This is a genomic window from Gordonia alkaliphila (assembly GCF_023017165.1).
Taxonomy (GTDB): Bacteria; Actinomycetota; Actinomycetes; order Mycobacteriales; family Mycobacteriaceae; genus Gordonia; species Gordonia alkaliphila.
In genome coordinates this window covers 2,868,012-2,890,287 of sequence record NZ_JALKBW010000001.1, presented here as the reverse complement: position 1 = coordinate 2,890,287, position 22,276 = coordinate 2,868,012, and the positions used below count along the sequence as shown (strand labels likewise).

Annotated in this window: 23 protein-coding genes; 6 read left to right on the top strand and 17 right to left on the bottom strand. The window is 68.9% G+C overall.

Annotated features, from left to right (window positions below):
• Positions 1-127: 127 nt before the first annotated feature.
• Genes MUG78_RS13100 through dxr form a run of 4 tightly spaced genes read right to left on the bottom strand, consistent with a single transcriptional unit; the run spans position 128 to position 4,598 of the window.
• Positions 128-964 (bottom strand): GNAT family N-acetyltransferase, encoded by an 837-nt coding sequence (locus tag MUG78_RS13100; RefSeq protein ID WP_246995457.1) that lies wholly within the window; start codon positions 962-964, stop codon positions 128-130.
• A 43-nt stretch (positions 965-1,007) separates the two neighbouring features.
• A complete protein-coding gene (ispG, locus tag MUG78_RS13095) occupies positions 1,008-2,159 on the bottom strand; it encodes a flavodoxin-dependent (E)-4-hydroxy-3-methylbut-2-enyl-diphosphate synthase (protein WP_246995455.1) in 1,152 nt (383 codons plus the stop codon).
• Between the two features lie 16 nt (positions 2,160-2,175).
• A complete protein-coding gene (locus tag MUG78_RS13090; RefSeq protein ID WP_246995453.1) occupies positions 2,176-3,384 on the bottom strand; it encodes a M50 family metallopeptidase in 1,209 nt (402 codons plus the stop codon).
• A 44-nt stretch (positions 3,385-3,428) separates the two neighbouring features.
• Positions 3,429-4,598 (bottom strand): 1-deoxy-D-xylulose-5-phosphate reductoisomerase, encoded by a 1,170-nt coding sequence (dxr, locus tag MUG78_RS13085; RefSeq protein WP_246995443.1) that lies wholly within the window; start codon positions 4,596-4,598, stop codon positions 3,429-3,431.
• Between the two features lie 81 nt (positions 4,599-4,679).
• Between dxr and MUG78_RS13080 the strand changes: the two genes are divergently transcribed.
• The gene (locus tag MUG78_RS13080; RefSeq protein ID WP_246995441.1) at positions 4,680-4,946 is read left to right on the top strand and encodes a DUF2631 domain-containing protein; all 267 of its coding nucleotides are present in this window, start codon (positions 4,680-4,682) and stop codon (positions 4,944-4,946) included.
• Between the two features lie 129 nt (positions 4,947-5,075).
• Here the strand turns inward: MUG78_RS13080 and rlmN are convergent, their stop codons facing one another.
• Entirely contained in the window at positions 5,076-6,182 is a 1,107-nt protein-coding gene (gene rlmN, locus MUG78_RS13075) for a dual-specificity RNA methyltransferase RlmN (RefSeq protein ID WP_246995439.1), read from the bottom strand.
• Between the two features lie 31 nt (positions 6,183-6,213).
• Here rlmN and MUG78_RS13070 point away from each other — a divergent pair, with 31 nt between their 5' ends.
• Entirely contained in the window at positions 6,214-6,594 is a 381-nt protein-coding gene (locus MUG78_RS13070) for a LapA family protein (RefSeq protein ID WP_246995437.1), read from the top strand.
• A 21-nt stretch (positions 6,595-6,615) separates the two neighbouring features.
• Here MUG78_RS13070 and MUG78_RS13065 read toward each other — a convergent pair whose 3' ends face one another.
• The 5 genes from MUG78_RS13065 to rpsB all read right to left on the bottom strand — a co-directional run bounded on the left by MUG78_RS13065 (position 6,616) and on the right by rpsB (position 10,683).
• Positions 6,616-7,458 carry a phosphatidate cytidylyltransferase gene (locus MUG78_RS13065; protein WP_246995434.1) on the bottom strand — a complete coding sequence of 281 codons (843 nt, stop codon included), beginning with the start codon at positions 7,456-7,458 and terminating at the stop codon, positions 6,616-6,618.
• Entirely contained in the window at positions 7,455-8,012 is a 558-nt protein-coding gene (gene frr, locus MUG78_RS13060; protein WP_246995432.1) for a ribosome recycling factor, read from the bottom strand. Before frr ends, MUG78_RS13065 begins: the two co-directional genes overlap by 4 nt.
• A 62-nt stretch (positions 8,013-8,074) precedes the next feature.
• Positions 8,075-8,809: a UMP kinase gene (gene pyrH, locus MUG78_RS13055; protein ID WP_246995430.1), complete on the bottom strand. Its 735-nt coding sequence runs from the start codon at positions 8,807-8,809 to the stop codon at positions 8,075-8,077.
• 160 nt (positions 8,810-8,969) lie between these two features.
• Positions 8,970-9,794 (bottom strand): translation elongation factor Ts, encoded by an 825-nt coding sequence (gene tsf, locus MUG78_RS13050; protein ID WP_246995428.1) that lies wholly within the window; start codon positions 9,792-9,794, stop codon positions 8,970-8,972.
• Between the two features lie 49 nt (positions 9,795-9,843).
• Complete coding sequence (rpsB, locus tag MUG78_RS13045) at positions 9,844-10,683, bottom strand: 30S ribosomal protein S2 (RefSeq protein WP_246995426.1); 840 nt, start codon at positions 10,681-10,683, stop codon at positions 9,844-9,846.
• A 248-nt stretch (positions 10,684-10,931) separates the two neighbouring features.
• Here rpsB and MUG78_RS13040 point away from each other — a divergent pair, with 248 nt between their 5' ends.
• Complete coding sequence (locus MUG78_RS13040; RefSeq protein ID WP_372493231.1) at positions 10,932-11,453, top strand: M23 family metallopeptidase; 522 nt, start codon at positions 10,932-10,934, stop codon at positions 11,451-11,453.
• Positions 11,454-11,462: 9 nt separating this feature from the next.
• On the opposite strand, the gene MUG78_RS13035 is transcribed toward MUG78_RS13040, so the two are convergent.
• Complete coding sequence (locus MUG78_RS13035) at positions 11,463-12,362, bottom strand: tyrosine recombinase XerC (RefSeq protein ID WP_246995424.1); 900 nt, start codon at positions 12,360-12,362, stop codon at positions 11,463-11,465.
• Between the two features lie 98 nt (positions 12,363-12,460).
• On the opposite strand from MUG78_RS13035, the gene MUG78_RS13030 reads away from it, so the two are divergent.
• The gene (locus MUG78_RS13030) at positions 12,461-13,918 is read left to right on the top strand and encodes an MFS transporter (RefSeq protein WP_246995422.1); all 1,458 of its coding nucleotides are present in this window, start codon (positions 12,461-12,463) and stop codon (positions 13,916-13,918) included.
• A gap of 62 nt (positions 13,919-13,980) precedes the next feature.
• A complete protein-coding gene (locus MUG78_RS13025; protein ID WP_246995420.1) occupies positions 13,981-15,348 on the top strand; it encodes a WS/DGAT/MGAT family O-acyltransferase in 1,368 nt (455 codons plus the stop codon).
• Position 15,349: 1 nt separating this feature from the next.
• Here the strand turns inward: MUG78_RS13025 and MUG78_RS13020 are convergent, their stop codons facing one another.
• Entirely contained in the window at positions 15,350-16,147 is a 798-nt protein-coding gene (locus MUG78_RS13020) for a siderophore-interacting protein (protein ID WP_246995418.1), read from the bottom strand.
• Positions 16,148-16,214: 67 nt separating this feature from the next.
• On the opposite strand from MUG78_RS13020, the gene MUG78_RS13015 reads away from it, so the two are divergent.
• Entirely contained in the window at positions 16,215-17,393 is a 1,179-nt protein-coding gene (locus MUG78_RS13015) for a winged helix DNA-binding domain-containing protein (protein ID WP_246995416.1), read from the top strand.
• A gap of 16 nt (positions 17,394-17,409) precedes the next feature.
• Here the strand turns inward: MUG78_RS13015 and MUG78_RS13010 are convergent, their stop codons facing one another.
• The 5 genes from MUG78_RS13010 to MUG78_RS12990 form a co-directional block, all read right to left on the bottom strand.
• Entirely contained in the window at positions 17,410-18,216 is an 807-nt protein-coding gene (locus tag MUG78_RS13010) for a zeta toxin family protein (protein WP_246995415.1), read from the bottom strand.
• Positions 18,213-19,037 (bottom strand): hypothetical protein, encoded by an 825-nt coding sequence (locus MUG78_RS13005; protein ID WP_246995413.1) that lies wholly within the window; start codon positions 19,035-19,037, stop codon positions 18,213-18,215. The genes MUG78_RS13010 and MUG78_RS13005 overlap by 4 nt, the downstream gene beginning before the upstream one ends.
• A gap of 104 nt (positions 19,038-19,141) precedes the next feature.
• Positions 19,142-20,281, bottom strand: coding sequence for a DNA-processing protein DprA (gene dprA / locus MUG78_RS13000; protein ID WP_246995411.1), 1,140 nt, complete (start codon positions 20,279-20,281; stop codon positions 19,142-19,144).
• The gene (locus MUG78_RS12995; RefSeq protein ID WP_246995409.1) at positions 20,281-21,789 is read right to left on the bottom strand and encodes a YifB family Mg chelatase-like AAA ATPase; all 1,509 of its coding nucleotides are present in this window, start codon (positions 21,787-21,789) and stop codon (positions 20,281-20,283) included. Before MUG78_RS12995 ends, dprA begins: the two co-directional genes overlap by 1 nt.
• 10 nt (positions 21,790-21,799) lie before the next feature.
• On the bottom strand, positions 21,800-22,204 hold the full coding sequence (locus tag MUG78_RS12990; RefSeq protein ID WP_246995407.1) for a YraN family protein: 405 nt from the start codon (positions 22,202-22,204) through the stop codon (positions 21,800-21,802).
• Positions 22,205-22,276 lie beyond the last annotated feature (72 nt).

Sequence of the window (22,276 nt, the reverse complement as noted above, 5' to 3'; positions counted from 1 at the left end):
CAAGGCGGAGGAGGGAGCCGTAGCGGCAGCTACAGCGACCGACGACAACGCCGCCAGGCGTTCATCTGGCCGCGGGATACCGTCAATGAATTTCCAACACGGGACACTCGGAATGCGTCGACGGCGGTCAGTCGATCAGGACGGTGGCGAACGTGCCGACCTGCCGGAAACCCACGCGGCGATAGGTTTCCCGGGCGACGGTGTTGAACCCGTTCACGTAGAGGCTCGCGATGCGGCCCTGCCGGGCGATCGCGGCGGCCACCGCTGCGGTTCCCGCGACGCCGTGCCCGCGGCCGCGGAACTCGGGGTCCACCCACACGCCCTGAATCTGGCCGACGCGGCGCGACAGCGCGCCGATCTCGGCTTTGAAGACCACTCGCGGTCCGTCGAACCGGGCGAAGACCCGGCGTGCGGCGATCAGCGACGCCAACCGTCGACGATACGAGCGACCGCCGTCGCCGGCGCAGGGATCCACGCCCACCTCGCTGATGAACATCGCGACGGCGGCCGGAAAGTAGACGTCCAGGTCCGCCGCGGTGACCAGCCGGAGCTCACGATCGACCGGGACGTCCGGATAACCGTCCAGCGCGAGCAGTGGCTGGTCGGCGCGGATCTCCCGCGGCTGCGGCCAGTGCGCGGCCAGCCGCTCCCACAGCGGCAGCGCCAGGTGATCGGGACCCACCACGGAGGTGCAGACCCGCGCCCCAGCGAGGGCCCGCTCGGCGAAATGATCGAGGTCGGCGGCAGTCCCGGACAACGGAATCAGATTGGCACCGGCGAAACACAGCGACGACTCCGGGCAGTCGGCGGTCCACAGCTGGCCGCCGAGGAACCGCGGCGACAGTCCGTAGGCTTCCACGCGCGCGGCCACCATGACCGAGGACACCGGGTCGACGGCCAATGCGCGACTCACCGCGGCGGCATCGCGAGACCCGAGCGGCCGATCACGCAGTAGTCCCAGCACGACCCTCTCCTCTACCGGTTCCTACCGAACCCCCGAGCGTGTGTCAGCTGATCGTCACCACCGGGGATCCCTCCCCAGTCTCCCCCGTCTCGGCGGCGATGCGCATCGCTTCTTCGATCAAGGTCTCCACGATCTTGGCTTCGGGGACCGTCTTGATCACTTCGCCCTTGACGAAGATCTGGCCCTTACCGTTGCCCGAGGCCACACCGAGGTCGGCTTCACGTGCTTCGCCCGGTCCGTTCACCACGCACCCCATCACGGCCACGCGCAGCGGGACCTCCAGGCCCTCGAGCCCGGCGGTCACTTCGTTGGCCAGCTTGTAGACGTCGACCTGTGCGCGGCCGCACGACGGGCACGACACGATCTCCAGCTTGCGCGGACGCAGGTTCAGCGACTGCAGGATCGCGTCGCCCACCTTGATCTCCTCCACCGGCGGCGCCGACAGGGACACGCGGATGGTGTCGCCGATCCCCTCGGCCAGCAGCGAGCCGAAGGCGACGGCCGACTTGATGGTGCCCTGGAAGGCCGGTCCGGCCTCGGTGACGCCCAGGTGCAGCGGGTAGTCGCACTGCGCGGCCAACTGGCGGTAGGCCTCCACCATGATCACCGGGTCGTTGTGCTTCACCGAGATCTTCAGGTCCTCGTAGCCGTGCTCGGCGAACAGGCCTGCTTCCCACAGCGCCGACTCGACGAGCGCCTCCGGGGTCGCCTTGCCGTACTTGGCCATCAGGCGCGGATCCAGGGAGCCGGCGTTGACGCCGATGCGGATCGGGATGCCTGCGGCACCGGCGGCCTGCGCCACTTCCTTGACGCGGCCGTCGAACTCCTTGATATTGCCCGGATTCACCCGCACCGCGGCGCACCCGGCGTCGATGGCGGCGAAGATGTACTTGGGCTGGAAGTGGATGTCGGCGATCACCGGGATCTTCGACTTACGCGCGATCTCGGCGAGCGCGTCGGCATCCTCCTGCCGCGGGCAGGCCACGCGCACCATGTCGCAGCCGGCCGCGGTCAGTTCGGCGATCTGCTGCAGGGTGGCGTTGACGTCGTGCGTCGGCGTGGTGCACATCGACTGCACCGAGATCGGCGAGTCGCTGCCGACGCCCACGCCGCCGACCGACAGCTGTCGGGTCTTACGACGCGGCGCCAGTACCGGCGGCGGGGTGGGCAGTCCGAGTCCGATCGGTCCGCTCATGTTCAGCTCCTTGCGATCAGAAGATCTGTATCGGGTTGACGATGTCGGCGGTGAGGGTCAGCACCATGAAGGCGCCCATCACCGCCACTACCGCATAGGTCAGCGGCAGAAGTTTGTAGTAGTCCACGGGACCGGCCTTGGCCTTGCCGAACCAACCGCGCACGGTGTCGCGGATCCGCTCGTACAGGGCGATCGCCATGTGCCCGCCGTCCAGCGGCAGCAGCGGCACCAGGTTGAACGCGCCGAGGAAGAAGTTCACGCTGATCAGCAGCAGGAAGAATACGTCCCAGTAGCCGTGCTCCACGGCCTGCCCGCCGGTGACCGATGCTCCCCACACGCTGACCGGGGTGTCGACGGCGCGCTCGCCGCCGGTCACCGCGGTCCACAGATCGTCGATCTTCGACGGCAGCGCGATGAGCGCCTTGTAGGTCTCGGCGAACATGTCGCCGGTGAACGACGCCGCGCCGCCCCACACGGTGAGCGCGTTGTAGTGGTTCTGCGTGGTCTGTTCCAGGCCGACGCCGATCGCGCCCACCTCGACCGGCGACAGCGTCTTGTCCGGATTGCGGGTCATCCGCTGCACCTGCGTCACCGGGACCGTCAGGTCCTGTTGGACGCCGTCGCGCTCGATGGTGAGCCGGACCGAGTCCGTCGACTGCTGCACGCGGGTGATCAGGTCGGTGGAACCGCTCACCGTCTGGCCGTCGACGGCCAGGATGCGGTCGCCCGGCTGCACACCGGCCGCGACCGCGGGGCCGGGACCGGTGCAGTCTACGAGCGTGCCGTCCGGGTGGGTCGACGGGGCCACGCAGCCGACGCTGGTGGCGTGCACCGGGGCGTCGCCGAGGACCGGCAGGCCCCAGCCGAGGCCGACCACCACGACCAGCGCGAAGCCGAGGAGGAAGTTCTGTGCGGGACCGGCCAGCAGCACCACCAGGCGCTTCCACGTGGACTGCTTGTACATCGCCCGCTCGCGGTCCTCCACGGCGAGTTGGTCGTACGGCGTCATGCCTGCGATGTCGCAGAACCCGCCGAGCGGCACGGCCTTGAGGCCGTATTCGGTCTCCCCGCGCTTGGTGGACCAGACCGTCGGCCCGAAGCCGACGAAGAAGCGACGTACCTTCATGCCGGTCGCCTGGGCGGCCCACATGTGGCCGAGTTCATGCCAGGCGATCGAGATCAGCAGAGCGAGTGCGAACAGCACCACGCCGAGAACAAAACTCACTTCTCGGAACTCACCTTCTCCGGTCCTGCCTTACCGTCACTTGATCACGACCGCTGCGCGATCAGGGCTGCTGCGCATGCGCGCGCCCACCGATCGGCTGCCAATACCTCTTCCACAGTACCTGGCTGCGCCGACCACTGATCTGCCTGCGCGAGCACGTCGGCGATGATCGCCACGATGTCGGGGAAGGCGATCGCGCCGGCGAAGAACGCCTCGGCGGCCACCTCGTTGGCGGCGTTGTAGATCGCGGTGAGGCACCCGCCCGCGGTACCGGCCTGCCGCGCCACCCGGATCGCCGGGAAGACGTCCTCGTCGACCGGTTCGAACGTCCACGACGAGGCGGTGGAGAAGTCCAGCGGCGTCGACGACCCCGGAACCCGGTCCGGCCAGCCCAGAGCCAGCGCGATGGGCAGTTTCATCGACGGCGGGGACGCCTTCGCGAGGGTCGCGCCGTCGACGAAGGTGACCATCGAATGCACGATGGACTGCGGGTGCACGGTCACATCGATCCGGTCGTACGGCACGTCGAACAGCAGGTGCGCTTCAATCACCTCGAGCGCCTTGTTCACCAGCGTCGCCGAGTTGAGGGTGATCATCGGCCCCATGGACCACGTCGGATGCCGACCGGCCTGCTCCGGTGTGACGCCGGCGACCTGCTCGGCCGTCCAGCCGCGGAACGGTCCGCCGGACGCGGTGAGCACCAGCCGGTCCACCTCCTGCGCGGTGCCACCGCGCAGGCACTGCGCGATCGCCGAGTGCTCGGAGTCCACCGGCACGATCTGGCCGGGCGCGGCCGCGTCGAGCACCAGCCGGCCACCGGCCACCAGCGACTCCTTGTTAGCGAGGGCCAGACGAGCCCCGGACCGCAGTGCGGCCAGGCTCGGGGCCAGCCCGATGGAGCCGACCACACCGTTGAGGACCACATCGGCCTCGGTGTTCTCGATCAGCTCGACCATGGCGTCCTCGCCACCGAAGACCGGGCCGCCGACGCGGTCGGCCAGCACCCCGGCGGCGCCCGCATCGGCGACGGCGAGCGCCTCGGGGGGCAGGCCCGTCTCGGCCACCTGCCGGGTCAGCAGATCGAGGCTCCCGCCGCCCGCCCCGAGGCCGACCACCTCGAACACCTCCGGATGTTCGGCGATCACCTCCAGGGCCTGCGTTCCGATGGAACCGGTCGAACCCAAGATCAACACGCGCGTCGTCACACCCGCCATTGTGGCGCACGAGGCTCGGGTTATGCTTATGCCCTGTCAGTCTGCGAAATGTCCGCAGTTGCCGAACACCGAGGAGTTCCTGTGGCAAGCACCGAGGTCGACACCATCGATACCGGCTGGGTTCGGGAGGATCCCGAGGCCCCGTCCGCACGTTTCGGCTGGTCCGGCACCGCTCCCCGCACCTACGCGATCGCCGCCGTCATCAGCGGTCTGATCATGTTCGGCATGCTGGCGGGCAACCACGTCGGCCGTGTCGAAGACATCTGGCTGATCGTCATCGGCGTCGTGCTGATCGGATACGCAGCCTTCAAGATGCGCCCCCGCAAGAACGCCTGGAAGCGCGCTTAACCGTACCGGTATAGGTCACGGCGTGACCTACACCGAAGAAAATGCTCACCAGCCTCCAATCGGCGGCTGGTGAGCATTTGCGTGTTCGGACTGCGTATGGCGGACTAGGTATTCGGGGCGTGCGACGCCCTAGCCTTCTTCGGCCGCCAGCTGGCCGCAGGCCGCGGCGATCTCCTGCCCACGCGTGTCGCGCACGGTGCAGGACACGCCCTGCTCCTGAACGCGGCGAACGAATTCCCGCTCGACGTCCTTCGGGCTCGCGTCCCACTGCGAACCCGGCGTCGGGTTCAGCGGAATCAGGTTCACGTGCACCATCTGGCCCAATGCCTTCCGCAGCTTGGCACCCAGCAGGTCCGCGCGCCACGGCTGATCGTTCACGTCTCGGATGAGCGCGTACTCGATGGAGACTCGTCGACCGGTGGTGTCGGCGTAGTAGCGCGCCGCCTCGAGGACCTCGGCAACAGGCCAGCGGTTGTTCACCGGCACCAGTGTGTCGCGGAGTTCGTCGTCGGGCGTATGCAGCGAGACGGCCAGGGTCACCGGAATGCCCTCATCGGCGAGCCGTCGGATCGCCGGCGCCAGGCCCACCGTCGAGACGGTCACCGACCGGGCCGAGATGCCGAAACCGTTCGGTTCCGGCGAGGTGATCTTGCGGACCGCGTCGACCACGCGCTTGTAGTTGGCCAGCGGCTCGCCCATCCCCATGAAGACGATGTTCGACAGCCGTCCGGGCTCCCCCAGGTCGCCGTCGCGCAGCGCGCGCGCCGCGGCGCGGACCTGATCGACGATCTCCGCGGTCGACAGGTTGCGGTCCAGACCGCCCTGGCCGGTGGCGCAGAACGGGCAGGCCATGCCGCAGCCGGCCTGTGAGGAGATACACAGCGTGTTGCGCTCCGGATAGCGCATCAGGACCGATTCGAGCAGCGTGCCGTCGTGCAGTCGCCACAGGGTCTTGCGCGTGGTTCCCGAGTCGGTCGCGACATGCCGGATCGGCGTCATCAGCGTCGGGAAAAGGGCCTCGCCCACCTCTTCGCGGATGGCTGCCGGCAAGTCGGTCATCTCCGTCGCGTCGGCGTTCAGGCGCGCGAAATACTGCTTGGCCAGCTGATTCGCCCGAAACTTGGGCAACCCCAGCTTCTCCGCGGCTGCGATCCGGCCGGCCTCGTCGAGGTCGGCGAAATGCAACGGCGGCTTACCGCGCGCCGGGGCGTTGAACACGAGGGGAAGGCTACTCACGACGTCCATTGTCTCATGCCATGATGAGGGCGTGACCTCTCGCGATCCTGACGCCGACCTGCCGCTGACCCCGCCGACCGCGGCCGAGCAGCCCGCTGCGGCCCCCGCTCCACGCCCCGAGCCGAAGGTCGACGAGGCTCATCGCGTCAAGCACACGCGTTCGCGCGCCACCTATTTCGGGTGGATCGTCGGCTTGATCGTCACCATCCTCCTGCTGTTGTTCATCCTGCAGAACCAGGACTCCCAGGAGATCGACCTGATCTTCGGGAAGATCAACCTGCCGGTGGGCGTGAGCCTGCTGATCGCGGCCATCCTCGGCGCGATCATCACCGTCGCGATCAGCGCCGCACGCATGGTGGAGCTGCACCGGGCCCTGAAGAAGGTCGACAAGGCCCGCAAGGAGCAGAACTAGCCGTTCTACCCGCGGACGGGCTCACATCAGGGCGGTGAGGATCGCCCAGGTGATGAACGCGCCGGGCAGCAGCGAATCGATGCGGTCCATCAGACCGCCGTGGCCGGGCAGCATGGTGCCCATGTCCTTGATGCCGAGGTCGCGCTTGATCTGCGACTCGATCAGGTCGCCGCACGTGCCGACGATCACCAGTACCGGGCCGAGGACCATGCCGATCCACCAGTGCGTGTCGAGCAGCCAGATGCTGCAGCAGACGGCGCCCGCGGTGGCCAGCACCAGCGAACCGCCCAGGCCCTCCCACGACTTCTTCGGGCTGATCGCCGGCACCATCGGGTGCTTACCGAACAGGATGCCCGCGGCGTAGCCGCCGACATCCGAGCAGACCAGCACGATCAGGAAGGTGAAGACGCGGTACCGGCCGTCCTCCTGCTGCACCATGTCGACGGCGAAGATCGCCATCAGCGGCAACCACGCCAGGATCAGCAACGACAGTGAGACGTCACGCGTGTACTCGCGCGGCGCCTCGGTGAGCCCCTGCGCGAACAGCTTCCACACCAGGACCGCCAGCGCGGTGCCGCCGACGGCTACCAGGCCGCCGGTCAGACCCCACGGCCAGGTACACCAGATGATCGCCTGCCCGCCGACCAGCAGCGGAATCAGCGCGACTTCCCGCTCCCCTTCGCGCAGCCGCTTGGCCACCTCCCAGGTGGCGATCGCGATCGCCACCGCGACCACCCCGAACCACACGCGGGGGGCCAACGCGAGGACGGCGATGAGTCCGGCGCCGAGCGCGACGCCCACACCGATGGCGGCGGGGAGATTGCGGCCGGCGCGGGACGTCTTCGACTGCGCGGGTGCGGTCATACTTCGAGCAGCTCGGCTTCCTTGTTCTTGACCAGTTCGTCGATCTGCTCGGTGTAGCCGTGGGTGGTCTTGTCCAGATCCTTCTCGGCGCGCACCACTTCGTCCTCGCCGGCTTCGCCGTCCTTCTGGATGCGCTTGAGCTCGTCGACGGCCTTGCGACGCACGTTGCGCACCGCGACCTTGGCGTCCTCGCCCTTGCCGCGGGCCTGCTTGCCCAATTCGCGACGCCGCTCCTCGGTGAGCTGCGGGATCGACACGCGGATCACGTTGCCGTCGTCGGTCGGGTTCACGCCGAGGTCGGAGTTGCGGATCGCGGTCTCGATGTCCTTCATGATCGACTGCTCGTACGGCTTGATCACGATCAGGCGGGGCTCGGGCGCGTTGATGCTCGAGACCTGGGTGATCGGGGTCAGCGCACCGTAGTACTCGACCATGATCTTGTTGAACATCGCCGGGTTGGCGCGACCGGTGCGGATGGACTGCAGGTCTTCGCGCAGGTGGTCGACCGCCTTATCCATCTTCTCTTCAGCGTCGAGCAGAGCGTCGTCGATCATCAGCGGTTTCCTTCGTCGTTAGGTCGTGAGTGGCTGGCGGGTCAAGGGTGGAGTCGGGTCCGTCAGGACGAGACCAGGGTGCCGATCGCTTCGCCGGCCACGGCGCGTGCGATGTTGCCCTGCTGGAGAAGATTGAACACCAGAATCGGCATGTTGTTGTCCATGCAGAGCGAGAAGGCGGTCGCGTCGGCCACCTTCAGTTCCTGTTCCAGGACCTCGCGGTGGGTGATCTCGCGGTAGAGGGTCGCGTTCGGATCCACCCGCGGGTCGGCAGAGTAGACGCCGTCGACGGCCTTGGCCATCAGTACCGCTTCGGCCTTGATCTCCAGCGCGCGCTGGGCGGCGGTGGTGTCGGTGGAGAAGTACGGCATGCCCATGCCGGCGCCGAAGATCACGACGCGGCCCTTCTCAAGGTGACGCACGGCGCGCAGCGGCAGGTACGGCTCGGCCACCTGCCCCATGGTGATGGCCGTCTGCACGCGGGTATCGATGCCGCGTTTCTCCAGGAAGTCTTGCAGCGCAAGGCAATTCATCACGGTGCCGAGCATGCCCATATAGTCCGAGCGGGCCCGGTCCAGGCCGCGCTGCTGCAGTTCGGCGCCGCGGAAGAAGTTGCCGCCGCCGATCACGATGCCGACCTGGGCGCCGCTGGCGACCACCTCGGCGATCTGGTCGGCCACGGTGCCGAGCACGTCGGGGTCCAGACCCACTGAGCCTCCGCCGAACATTTCACCGCCGAGCTTCAGCAGTACCCTACTGAAACCACCGCGCCGTACGGGTGCCGCCGAGTCGGTCATTTTGAACTTCGCTCCTCGCGCTCACGGGATGGGCACAACTCTCGTGTGCCCAAAACTCTCCTAAGCATAGTGGCCGGGCGCGCCGAAAACACTTCGGCCCCGGACCTTCCCCACGCTTGTCGCGCGGGGAAGGTCCGGGGCCGAAGAAGTGGTGCGGCGCTTAGGCCTGGCCGACCTCGAAGCGGGTGAAACCGACGACGCTGGCGCCGGCCTCTTCCAGGATCTGCTTGACCGTCTTCTTGGAATCGGTCACCGAAGCCTGATCCACCAGGACGACGTCCTTGTAGAAGCCGGTCACGCGACCCTCGACGATCTTGGGCAGTGCCTGCTCCGGCTTGCCCTCGGCCTTGGCGGTCTCCTCGGCGATGCGACGCTCGGCGGCGACGACATCGGCGGGCACCTCCTCGCGCGACGCGTACTTGGCGCGCAGCGCGGCGACCTGCATGGCGGCGCCGCGAGCGGCCTCAGCCGCCGCATCGCCTTCACCGGTGTACGAGACCAGCACGCCCACGGCGGGGGGCAGGTCCGAGGCACGCTTGTGCAGGTAGACCGCGACCGGGCCGTCGTACGCGGCGACGCGACGCAGAACCAGCTTCTCGCCGATCTTGGCCGAGAGAGCTTCCACGGCGTCGGCCACGGTGCCGTCGCCCAGCGGGGCGGCGTTCAGCGCGTCGAGGTCGCTCGAGCGCAGCGCGACGGCGGCGGTCAGCACGTCGTCGGCCAGCTTCTGGAACTCTTCGTTCTTGGCGACGAAGTCGGTCTCGGCGTTGATCTCGATCATGACGCCGTCACGAGCGGCCACGAGGCCCTCGGCGGTGGCGCGCTCGGCGCGCTTGCCGACGTCCTTGGCACCCTTGATACGCAGTTCCTCGACAGCCTTGTCGAAGTCACCGTCGTTGTTCGCGAGGGCGTTCTTGCAGTCGAGCATGCCCGAGCCGGTGAGCTCGCGCAGACGCTTGACGTCTGCAGCGGTGTAGTTCGCCATGGGTGGCGACTCCCTTCAGAAAAGAAGTGGTGGGACTAGTCGGTGTCGACTATTCGGCGGCCGCGGGGGCCTCGGTGGCGGCAGCCTCGGCGGCGGGCGCCTCAGCAGCGGGAGCCTCGGCCGAGGTCAGCAGATCCTGCTCCCACTCGGGCAGCGGCTCGCCGCTGCCGGCCTCGGGCTTGGTGTCGCCACCGGACTGGCCGGCACGTGCCTGCACGCCCTCGGCGACAGCCGAGGCGATGACGCGGGTCAGCAGCGCGGTGCTGCGGATGGCGTCGTCGTTCGCCGGGATCGGGTAGTCGACGACGTCCGGGTCGCAGTTGGTGTCCAGGATCGCGATGACCGGGATGTTCAGCTTGCGCGCCTCGCCGACGGCGATGTGCTCCTTGTTGGTGTCGACGACCCACATGGCCGAGGGAACCTTGGCCATGTCGCGGATACCGCCGAGGGTGCGCTCGAGCTTGTTCTTCTCACGCGTCAGCATGAGGATTTCCTTCTTGGTGCGACCCTCGAAACCACCGGTCTGCTCCATCGCTTCCAGCTCCTTCATGCGCTGGAGACGCTTGTGCACGGTGTTGAAGTTGGTGAGCATGCCACCGAGCCAACGCTGGTTCACGTACGGCATGCCGACGCGGGTCGCCTCAGCGGCGATCGACTCCTGGGCCTGCTTCTTGGTGCCGACGAACAGGACGGTGCCGCCGTGGGCGACGGTCTCCTTGACGAACTCGTAGGCGCGATCGATGTAGGTCAGCGTCTGCTGCAGATCGATGATGTAGATGCCGTTGCGGTCGGTGAAGATGAAGCGCTTCATCTTCGGGTTCCAGCGACGGGTCTGATGTCCGAAGTGCGCGCCGCTGTCGAGCAGCTGCCGCATGGTCACGACTGCCATGGGTATTCCTTTATCTCGGTTGCACCGAACGTCGGTCGACGATCGGCCCTGGCGTCCGCTGACCGAGGCCGCCCGGAATGCTCCGGGACCGTGTGCTTCGGTCGTGGTGTCCGGCCGGAAGAGCCGGACGCGCGAACGCGCGTAGTCACCTCGTCGACATGCGACGAGATGCAGTTGTCCACCTTACTCGTCGACACGCCCGGGATCCAAAAGGGGATCCGCTCGCGACCGACGAACGTCTAACCGACATGAGTTCTGCGCGACGACGCGCCCTCGGCCTGGCGGGTGCACTGCTGATTCTCCTGATGGCCGGAGCGTGGGCTCACGCCGCCCCGCGTGTCCGGTACGACTGGCCGCTGGCTCCGCGCCCGGCGCTGACGCGCGGCTTCGATCCCCCGGCGCAGCGCTGGCTGGCCGGGCACCGCGGGGTGGACCTGGGCGCGGCACCGCAGTCCGCGGTGATCGCCGCGAGCGCCGGCCGGGTGCGGTTCGCCGGTTCGGTGGCCGGTCGTCCGACGATCTCGGTGCTGCACCCCGATCAGATCGCCACCACCTACGAGCCGGTGCGGGCGGTGGTGCGCACCGGCGACTCCGTGCTGCGTGGCCAGGTGCTGGGCTACCTCGAGCCGGGCCATCCGGGCTGTCCGGTGGCCGCCTGTCTGCACTGGGGTGCGCGGCTCGGTTCGGGATCGTCGGCCCGCTATCTGAATCCGCTGGCGTTGGTGGGCGCGGTCGTGGTCCGACTCAAACCGGTCGGCGACTGGCCGTGAGCGCTGTTGTCAGGCCCGCGGGTGCGCCTGATCGTGCACCGCCCGGAGTCGTTCGACGCTCACGTGGGTGTACAGCTGGGTCGTCGCCAACGACGAGTGGCCCAGGAGTTCCTGCACCACGCGCAGATCGGCGCCGCCTTCGAGGAGGTGGGTGGCGGCGCTGTGCCGCAACCCGTGCGGGCCCACCTCGGCACCCTGCGCCGCCGTCGCCCGGTGCACCACGGTGCGGGCCATCCGCTGGTCCAGGCGACCGCCCCGCGCGCCGAGGAGGAGCGCCTCGCCGGAGGTCGCCGTCGCCAGCCTCGGTCGCCCGGTCTGCAGCCAGTCGTCGATCGCGGCTGCTGCCGGGGCGCCGAACGGCACCGCCCGCTGCTTATCCCCCTTGCCCACCACCTGCACCACGCGCCGACCGAGGTCGACATCGGCCAGGTCCAGACCGCACAGCTCCCCCACGCGAATGCCGGTGGAGTAGAGCAGTTCGACGATCAGCCGGTCCCGCAGGGCCATCGGCGAGTTCCCGTCGCCCTCACCGTCGCTGTCACCGGAGGTCTGCGCCGCCGCGATCGCCTGGTCGGGGGTCAGGACCGCGGGCAGCACGCGATGGGCTTTGGGCGCCTGCAGCCGGGTGGCCGGATCGGCGGGCAGCAGGCCCTCGCGGGTGGCCCAAGCGCAGAAGTTCTTGGCCGAGGACACCTGGCGGGCGACGGTGGTGCGCGCCGCGCCGCGTCGACTCTGCTCGGCGAGCCAGGCCCGCAGCAGCGCGAGGTCGAGGTCCGCGATCGCCACCCCGCGGGCGCCGGCGAACGAGATCAGGCCGCGCACGTCGCCGACGTAGGCGCGCACCGTGTGCGCGCTACGGCCCATCTCGAAGCGGAGATGTTCCGCGTAATCGTCGAGCACCCCGGACATGGGGCCGAGTCTACCGGGATGGAGATATCGCGACCGCGGTATAGCGTGTGGGAAGCGAACGCTTACTCGCCCCTCCTCCCACCCACAGAATCGCCGCCGTGACCTCCTCTCCGCCCGAGCAGCACCCGAGCCTGGCCGTCGCCGTGCTGTGCGGCGCCGGCATCGTCGTCTCTCTGATGCAGACGATCATCGTGCCGCTGATCCCGCTGCTGCCGACGCTGCTCGAGACCTCCCCGACCAATGCATCGTGGGCGCTGACCATCACGCTGCTGGTCGGCGCGGTGGTCACGCCGATCGCGGGACGGCTCGGCGACATGTTCGGCAAGCGGCGAGTGTTGGCCGCCAGCATGGCGGCGGTGGCGTTGGGCTCGGCGGTCTGCGCGGTGGCCCCCGGTCTGCTGCTCTTCCTCGTCGGACGCGGCCTCCAGGGTCTCGGCATCGGCGCCGTCTCGGTCGGTATCTCCTTGATGCGCGACATCGTGCCCGCCGCGCGGCTCGGTCCCGCGGTCGGCGCGATGAGCGCGTCACTGGGGGTGGGCGGCGCACTCGGGCTGCCCTTCGCCGCGGTCATCGCCCAGCAGTTGAGCTGGCAGGCGCTGTTCTGGGTGAGCGGCGCGGTGGCGCTGCTGGCGCTCGTCGCCGTTCTCGCGACGGTACCGACGCACGGCGAGGCCACCGGGGGTCGATTCGACGCGGTCGGCGCGGTCGGCCTCACCGCGCTGCTCACCTGCGTGCTGTTGGCCCTGTCCAAGGGCGCGGCCTGGGGATGGGCCAGTCCCACGATCCTCGGTCTGTTCGGCGCCTTCGTCGTGTTCTCGGCGCTGTGGTGGCGGTGGGAACGCCGACACCGGAATCCGCTGATCAACCTGGAGTTGAACATCGCGCGGCCGGTGCTGCTGACCAACATCTCGTCGGTCGCCGTCGGCTACGCGTTCTACGCGATGCAGATGATCCCCATCCAGCTCCTGATGGATCCGACCTCCGCCATGTCGGCAGGCAGCGTCGGCATGGGTCTGTCGATGGTCCTGGCCGCGCTGGTGCTGATGCCCGGCGGCCTGGTGATGTTCGCGTTCTCGTACGTCTCCGCCGAGATCACCCGGCAGCGCGGCCCCCGGATCTCGCTCTCGCTGGGCGCGGCCGTCCTCGGCGTCGGCTACGGCCTGCTGCTGCTGATGCTCGGCGGGCCGTGGCAGGGCGCCTGGTGGTGGCTGCTGTGCATCAACATCGTCGTGGGCGCAGGTCTGGGCATCGCGTTCTCTGCCATGCCCGCGTTGATCATGCTGTGGGTGCCCGTCTCGCACACCGGTGAAGCCAACGGCGTGAACGCGCTGATGCGGTCGATCGGCACCTCGGCGGCCACCGCCGTGGTCGGCATGATCCTGGCCGCCTCCCGCGTCGTCGTGCCGGGACCCGACGATGTCGGCCCGGTGAGCGTACCGACGTCGTCGGCCTACCTCTGGGCGGCCGGTATCGCGCTGGCGGCCTGCGTGATCTCGGCTCTGACCGCCTTCGCCGTGCCCAGGCAGCCACCCATCGAGGAGCACCGCATCCTTTGATGTGAATCACCCGGGCGGCGATCCTCCGGAAGGAATCCGAACCCGGGCCTAGGATTCACAGCATGAAGCTCCTCACACCGCTCGATCACGCCATGCTGCGCATGGAGTCCGCGCGCACACCGATGCACATCGGCGCGCTGGCGATCTTCCGCCTTCCCGAGGACGCCCCCGACGACTTCGTGCGCCAGGTCTACGAGGCCTTCTCCGCGCTCGCCTATCTCCCCTTCCCATACGACAGCGAGATCGCCCACGTTCCGATCGCGGTGGCCGCGTACTGGAAGAAGGCCGACCCGGACCCGAGCTACCACGTGCGCCTGCACGCACTGCCCGCCCCCGGCGGCGAGGCCGAGCTCGGCACCCTCGTCGAGTACCTGCATTCGCGTCCGCTGGATCTGTCGCGACCGGTGTGGGAGGCCCACCTCATCGAAGGTCTGTCGGACAACCGCTTCGCCTTCTACTTCAAGGCCCATCACTGCGCCACCGACGGCGCCGCCGCCGTCGAGACCATCCAGAGCTGGCTCAGCACCGATCCGACGGGCCTGCCGCCCACCGGCACCCCGGACGAGAGCCCAGACATGGGGTTCTTGCAGAAGCTGACGATTCTTCCGCGCCGCTTCACCGAGGGCACGCTGGCCACCGCCGAGGTGCTCAACCGGGTGGCCCGGATGACGTTCGGCTCCGAAAGCGTGATCCGCACCGCGGTCAGCACGCCGGATTCGCAGTTCAACCAGCACCTCGGGCCGCACCGTCGCGTGGCCATCGAGAACATGGAGCTGGCCACGCTGAAGGAGATCGCGAAGGCCACCGGCGCCAAGGTCAACGACGTGATGCTGTCCATCATCGGCGGCGCCGTGCGCCGGTACCTGCTGGAGCAGGACGCGCTCCCCAAGCAGAGCCTCACCGCGTCGGTACCGATCGGGCTGACCCGCGAATCGGACACCCGGAACGCCGCGACCGGCATCGTCGCACCGCTGGGCACCGACATCGCCGATCCGCTGGAGCGGATGAAGGTGGTGGCCGCCCACACCCGACGCGGCAAGGACGACATCGACCATCTGAGCCGCACCGCGCAGGACTACTTCGCGCTGATCGGGCTCACTCCGCTGCTGATCGCTCAGCACACCGGCCTGGGCGACCAGACGCCCACGCTCTTCAACTTCACCGTCTCGAACGTGGTGTTGGGCAAGGACAAGCTGTACCTGCTCGGCGCGGAACTGCTGACGCTGGTGCCGATCTCGTTCCTGGTCGACGGCTACGGCCTCAACGTGACGCTGGTGGGGTACGCCGACACGGTGACGCTCGGCTTCGTCGGCTGCCGCGACACCCTGCCGCACCTGCAGCGACTGGCCGACTACACCCGCGAATCGATGGCCGAGATGCTCGATGCGATCGCCGAGCGCCCGGCCCGCGAGGCACCACCCGCCGAGTGAGTCAGTTCTGGCCGGCGGCGCGTTCGTCGGCCTTCCACTGGCGGAAGCCCTCTTCGGTGCGGCCGCGTCGCCAGTAACCGGAGATCGACGCCGCACGCTGCGCCGAGACTCCGCGTTCCTTGCGAACGTAGGGACGCAGGTTCTTCATCACCGCTTGCGCCTCGCCGTGGATGAAGACCTGCGGTTCGCCGTCGAGCCAGGGCGCGGCGCGTACGGCCGCGATGACCGGGGCGTTGTCGCCGCTGGCATCCTCGCCGGCCGCGTCGGGTGTGGCCCCGCGGTGCACCCAGGTGATCGTCGCTCCCGCAGGCGCGATCAGCTCCAGCTCGTCCGCCTCCCCGGCGACCTCGATGAAGACCTGCGCGACCGCGTCGCCGGGCAGCGCCTCCAAGGCTGCGGCGAGTGCCGGCAGCCCGGCCTCGTCGGAGACCAGCAGGTGCCAGGGCGCGGTCGGGTCGGGCCGGTAACCGCTGCCCGGGCCGCGGAAGGTGACGCGTTCACCCGGCTGGACGCGGGCCGCCCAGGGTCCGGCGATGCCGTCGTCGCCATGGACCACGAAGTCGATGGCCAGTTCGCGGGCGTCCGCGTCGTAGCGGCGCACGGTGTAGGTGCGCAGGGTCGGGTCGTCGGCGCCCTCGACGGGGAAGGCGATCTTGACGTACATGTCGGTGTCGACGCCGTCGGCATCGGCGGCGGGGGCGAAGTCGTCGAATCCCTCGCCGCCCAACCACACTCGGACCATGTGATCGGTCAGCCATTCGGTGCGCAGGACCGACATCGTCTGGAATTTCTTGGACATGAGCTTCACCGTACCGGCATCCGTCGGCACGAGTAAGGCACCCCTAACTGACGCTAGTCTCGAGGGCATGGCGATCACGGTGACCCGCGAGCAAGTGATCGCCTTTCGGGCTCGTCGGCATCACCTCACGGCGCCGGCCTCGAACCTGGCCTCCGCCGCCGGGGCCTGCGGAATCGGCGACTCCCCGCCCGGGGCCGCGCTGCTCGCCCTCGGCGCGCGCCTGCCGACGCTGACCGCGCAGGACCTCGACGACGCTCTGGATTCCGGTGCGCTGATACGAACCTGGTCGATGCGCGGTGCACCCTTCCTCGTCCCCGTCGCCGATCTACCGGTCTTCACCACCGGTGTCCTCGGCGCCACGGAAGATGTTCGCGCACAACTGATTCGGGGCGTGATCCCGGCCCTGGCCACGCTCGACCTGACGCTCGACGAGGCGGTGGCCCGGTGCCGGGACGCCGTCACCGCGGTCCTGGCCGGCCGCCGGATGCCGATCGGCCCGCTCGGCGCGGAGGCAGCCGCCGCCATCGCGCCGCAGCTGTCCACCGAACGACGACGCCACTGGCTGGCCGAAGGCCCGCACGCACCCGGGCAGCCGCTGGGTGAGGCCGTGGTGCACTTCTGCCTGCGGATTCTGACGCTGGAGCGCCTGGTCTGCTTCGCGCCGCGCGAGGGCAACACCGCGCCCTTCGTGCTGTGCCGCGAGTGGCTCGGCGACCTCCCCGCCGCCGATCCCGAACGCGCCCGGGCAGAACTGGTGCGGCGCTACCTGCGTTGTTACGGCCCGTCGACGCGGCACGACTTCGCGGCCTGGCTCGGTGTCCGCACCGGCGACACGGGCGGCTGGTGGTCGCTGATCGACGACGAATTGACCGCCGTCGACTACGACGGCGAAGCCTGGCTGCTCACCGCGGACCTCGATGACCTGCGCGAGTCTCCCCCGCCGCGCGGCGTGCACCTGCTGCCCGCGCTGGATCCGTACCTGGGTCAACGGGACCGGGCGACGATCGTCGATCCGGCCCACCACCGTGCGGTGTTCACGAACCTCGGAGGGCCGGGCGCCGTGCTGGTCGACGGCCGCGTCGCCGGCACCTGGCGGCCCCGCAAACGCGGCACCTCCCTCACCCTCACGGTGACGGAGTTCACCCCGCTCACCGACGAGGTCCAGTCCCAGCTGACGTCGGCGGCCGAACGTATGGCGCACCTGCGTGGCGCCGATATCGTGCACGTGCTCAGGCCAGACGACTAGGTGAGACCCTGCGTCCCTAATCTTCGATGCGTCGCCGTCCGTCCAGACCGAAGGTGACGAGCTGGACGGATTCGAAGGCTTCCGATGACGTCGCCAGCGTGAAGAGCTCGCGCGCGTGCCGGGTGCATACCGTTTCCGAGTCACTGACGTACAGTTCCGCGATGGCGGCCTCCGGCGTGAAGCGTCCGCCGAGGACGTCTGGCCCGCCCCGTCGCTCCCACCACCGGCGAAGCGCACGACTTCGGCACTCCGATAGGTCGACCTGAACATCGACGATCTCCAGGTGCGCGTAATCCGCCTCCACCAGGCGGCCCATCAGCTGCGCGGCGATTCCCGACCATCCGAGTGTGCCGTGAATGACCACGTTCTCACCGTTGCTCAGGCATTGCCTTTGCAGTTCGTCGGCGACAATTGTCGACTCGCGATGCACCAGCGCTGCCAGTTCTCGCGGGGCTACTGGACGGTCATCGGCGAGCACAAGGTCGAACAGGTCCTGGTAGATCCCATCGGCCATCGCCTGCAGTAGTAGCGAGTCCTTCACCTCGTCCGGATCGATGTCACGAAAATCCGGCCGAGCAGACTCGCGCAAGCGCGTAGATTTCCCCGCGCCGGGCGGTCCCGCGGTAACGACCGCGCGCCGGTCTCGACCGACCCCGGTGTGGCGCGCAAGATGCGAGCGGATCACTTGGCGCCTGATCAATGCACGCGCAGGATCGGCGATGTACAGCCGCTCCGTGCTCCGAACGCTGTCCGTAGACGCCGGCCCACCGGGTTCGGTGAGCCTGGCCAGCTGGCCGGCGACGACTGCGGACGCAGCGCTCACTGGCCGCTACTATTTCTCAACTCTTGCGCATGTGCCTGGACGATGAGCCGGTACTGCTCGTAGGTGATCCGCCCACCGTGGAACGCCGACTCGATCTGGTTCCATGTACCGGGCACAAAGGCGTCGACCGCCGCATTGCCACCGTCGGGATACTGGTTGTAGGTGCAGTCGATCTCGATCAGACGAGCCAGCATTTCTGCGTCATCGATCTCACCTGCGTCACGTTCGTCGATGATCTCGTTGGGCGTCGGGGTGAGCATGTCGGCACCCGCAGCCTTGATGATTCTGCTCACCTGCGCCTGTGAAATTTCGGCGAGCACCGCAACCTCGGATTGACTCATTCCCTCTTCGGTCACACCGGTCACGATTGCGCGTACCCGTCGTGCCTTCACCAAGCGCTCTTGCGCCTTCACCGCGGCAATCAACTGCCGGGCCGATTGCTTCGCAGTGTGCTTCGCTCTGGCATCACGTAGTCCTGCGTGTCCGGTCGCTGCCAGCGCGGAAATAATGTCGGTGCCCTTCAGCGGATTGCCCTTACCGTCGTAGAGAACCAACTTCGAGGCCTCCGCGACGCCATATCGAACAGCACCCTTCGGGCGTCCGCTTGTTGTCGACTTTCCGGTCGTGGCTCCGCGCATCCCGGCGACGACGATTCCCGTGGCCGTGCCCCTGACCATCACCGGCTCGCCGTCCGCACCGTGCAGCTTCAAGCCAGCGCTCGCGAAGGCACCTCGCGCCGCACCGGCTACGACCCGGCGTCCGCCGATGCGCCCGGACCGCATTCGCCCGGCCATCCTGGTCGATCTCTTCACGCCAGGCATATGCTCACTCCACCATCGTCCTTCGCGCTCATACATTTGAGTATATACCCAGGTAGAACATGCAAACAGCGAAGGAGTAGGCCCCGACCCCACGCGACCGCGGATCACCGGGACTCCGCAAGACGCCACACCCCGGAAGACCCGTCGACGAGCCCCCTGACCTCCAAGACGGCGAGCGCGGTCAGGACCGCGGCGACCGGCTTGCCGGCGCTGAAGGCGATCTCCTCGACCCGCAGGCCGCCGTGCGCCGGGAGCGCCTCGATCACCTCGAACTGCTCCGGTGGCAGGCCATCGATCGGAGTGGCCGGGGATCGTACGAAGTTGTCGTGCCCGGTCGCCTCGACCAGCGCCAGGACCGAGGGCGCGTCGATCACCAGCGTGGCCTGCCCGTCGGCGATCATCTGATGACAGCCCACCGACATCGCCGACGTGATAGGACCCGGCACCGCTCCCAGCGGCCGCCCGAGGTTCCGAGCCCAGGCCGCGGTGTTCGCCGCGCCCGATCGTCGCCCTGCCTCGACGACAACGAGCGCTGCCGACAGAGCCGCCACCAGACGGTTCCGCGTCAGGAACCGATGTTTGGCCGCTGTGGTGCCGGGCGGGTACTCGCTCACCACCAGCCCGTGGTCGCCGATCTCTTCGAGCAGGCGCGCATGCCCGCTGGGATAGTCCCGATCGATACCGCACGCCAACACCGCCACGGTCCGGCCGCCCGCTGCCAACGCTCCCCGATGGGCGGCGCCATCGATCCCGTACGCCCCGCCGGACACCACCGACGCACCCTGATCGGCCAGCCCGGACGCCAACTGGCCGGCGACGTGGGTTCCGTACGAGGTGGCCGCGCGCGACCCGACCAGCCCGACGGCCACCGCGCTGGCGTCCCCGAGACTCGCGGGTCCGCGCACCCACAGCGCCAGCGGTCCGCCGCCACGCGCCGACGTGCTCGCCTGGTCCAGCGCGAGCAGCGCCCAGCCCGGCCACTCGTCGTCCTCCGGCGTCACCAGCCGGGCTCCGCGACGGTGTGCGGTCTCCAGATCGGTTGAGGCCGAGTCTGTTTCACAGCGTGCCTGCGTGGCCGTGAGTACGGCAGCGTTGCCCGCGGGCAGCTTCCGGGCCTTGATCATTCGCGCGGTCTCGACCGCCCCGTACCGCGCCGCCAGTGCGATCAGCGGGGCACACGGAGGCTCGGCCACCGCCGCCAGATATGCCCATGCACGCCGGTCGTCGTCACTCATCGCACTCATCAGAAGTTCCTGTCCCGATACATCAGGGCCTGCGCCACGTCGTCGAGCTCCGGCGACGTGCCGCCCCGCAGGTCGTTGAGTGTCCACGCCAACCGCAGTGCGCGATCCGCCCCGCGCGCGGTGATCCGCCCGTCGCGCAGATAGCGTTCGATCGGTGCGAGCGCCGCCCGGCTGAGCGGAAAGTCTTGGCGCAGAGCATTTCCCGGCACTTCGGCGTTGGTGGTCCACCCCTGTTCCCCCCACCGCTCCCGCGCCTGCGCTCGGGCGGTGGCCACTCGCGCGGCGATCGCCGCGCTGGGCTCGCCCTGTCCGGTCAGCAGCATGGTGGGCCCCGGCGGCTCCATCTGCACGCGGATGTCGACGCGATCGAGCAACGGACCCGACAGCTTGCCCAGATACCGTCGGCGCACCACCGAGCTGCAGACGCAGTCGATGTCGTGGGCGGGCGCGCACGGACACGGGTTGGCCGCGAGCAGCAGTAGGAACCGCGCCGGGTACTTCGTGTCACCGTCGCGACGGGACAGACGGATCTCGCCTTCCTCCAACGGTTGTCGCAGGCCGTCGAGCACCTTGGCGCCCATCTCGGCGCACTCGTCCAGGAAGAGCACGCCGCGGTGGGCTCGGGAGACGGCGCCCGGGCGCGCCATCCCGGTTCCGCCGCCAAGCAGCGCCGCGGCGCTGACGCTGTGGTGCGGTGCGACGAACGGCGGCACCGTGATCAGCGGGTGCGTGTCGGGCAGGGTGCCGGCCACCGAGTGAATCGCGGTGACCTGCAACGACTCCGCGGGGTCGAGCTCGGGCAGGATCCCGGGCAGACGCGCGGCAAGCATGGTCTTGCCGATCCCCGGTGGCCCCACCATGAGGACGTGGTGCCCGCCCGCCGCGGCCACCTCGAGTGCCTGCCGGGCCGCGGACTGGCCCACCACGTCGGCCATGTCCGGGACCGACGGCGCCGGCGGCACCGGATCGTCGCTCACCGCGTCCAATGCCCCGTCGCCAGCCAGCCAGGCGACCACCTGCGAGAGCGATTGCGCCCCACCGACTTCCAACTCGTCGACCAGCGCCGCCTCGCGCAGGTTCGCCACCGGCACCACCGCGCGGCCGAAGCCGTGGTCCCGCGCCGCCAGCAGCAGCGGCAGCACGCCGCGCACCGCGCGCACCCGGCCGTCGAGCGCCAACTCACCGAGGAAGACCGTGCCGCGCAGCCGCTCCGTCGCCGCCTGTCCCCCGGCGATCAGCAACGACAGCGCCATGCCGAGATCGAATCCCGATCCTTCCTTGCGCAGTTGGGCGGGTGCCAGCGCCACCGTGACGGCCAACTCCGGAAACTTGAAGCCGCTGTTGACGATCGCCGCGCGGACTCGGTCCTTCGCCTCCCGCAGGGACGCGTCGACGCTGCCGCTGACGGTGAATTTCGGCAGTCCCTGCCCGATGTTGCCCTGGATCTCCACCGGCTGGCCAGTGAAGCCACCCAGCCCCATGGAGTGCACATTGCCGACGATGCGCATGCCGGTCGCCTCACTCCACCAGGCCGCGGTGGTGACGCAGCCGGGCCGCCGCCCGATCCTCGGGGTCGCGCACATCGAGTTGCACGGAGATCGCGTCGAACCGGACCACCTCCCACCACGGCGCCGGATCGGGCTGGGCCGCCAACCACTGTCGCGCCAGCAGCCGCATCCGCCGCAACTTGGTCGGCGTGATGGCGGCGACCGGATCGGTGTAGGTGTGCGAGGCCCGCGTCTTCACCTCGACGATCACCAGCGTGCCGCCGTCGGCGGCGATCAGGTCGAGTTCGCCGTAGCGCGTGCGCCAGTTCCTGTCGAGAATCTTCCAGCCGATCGAGTCGATGAACTCGGCTGCGAAGTCCTCCCCGATCCGACCCACTTGTCCACGCCGGTCGCGGCGCACCGTGTTCTCCCCCATGCCAACCAGCCTGCTGCGAGCGCGCTGCGGGAAGAACCGGGAACCCTCACGCCCTGTGGACCATGCCACCTG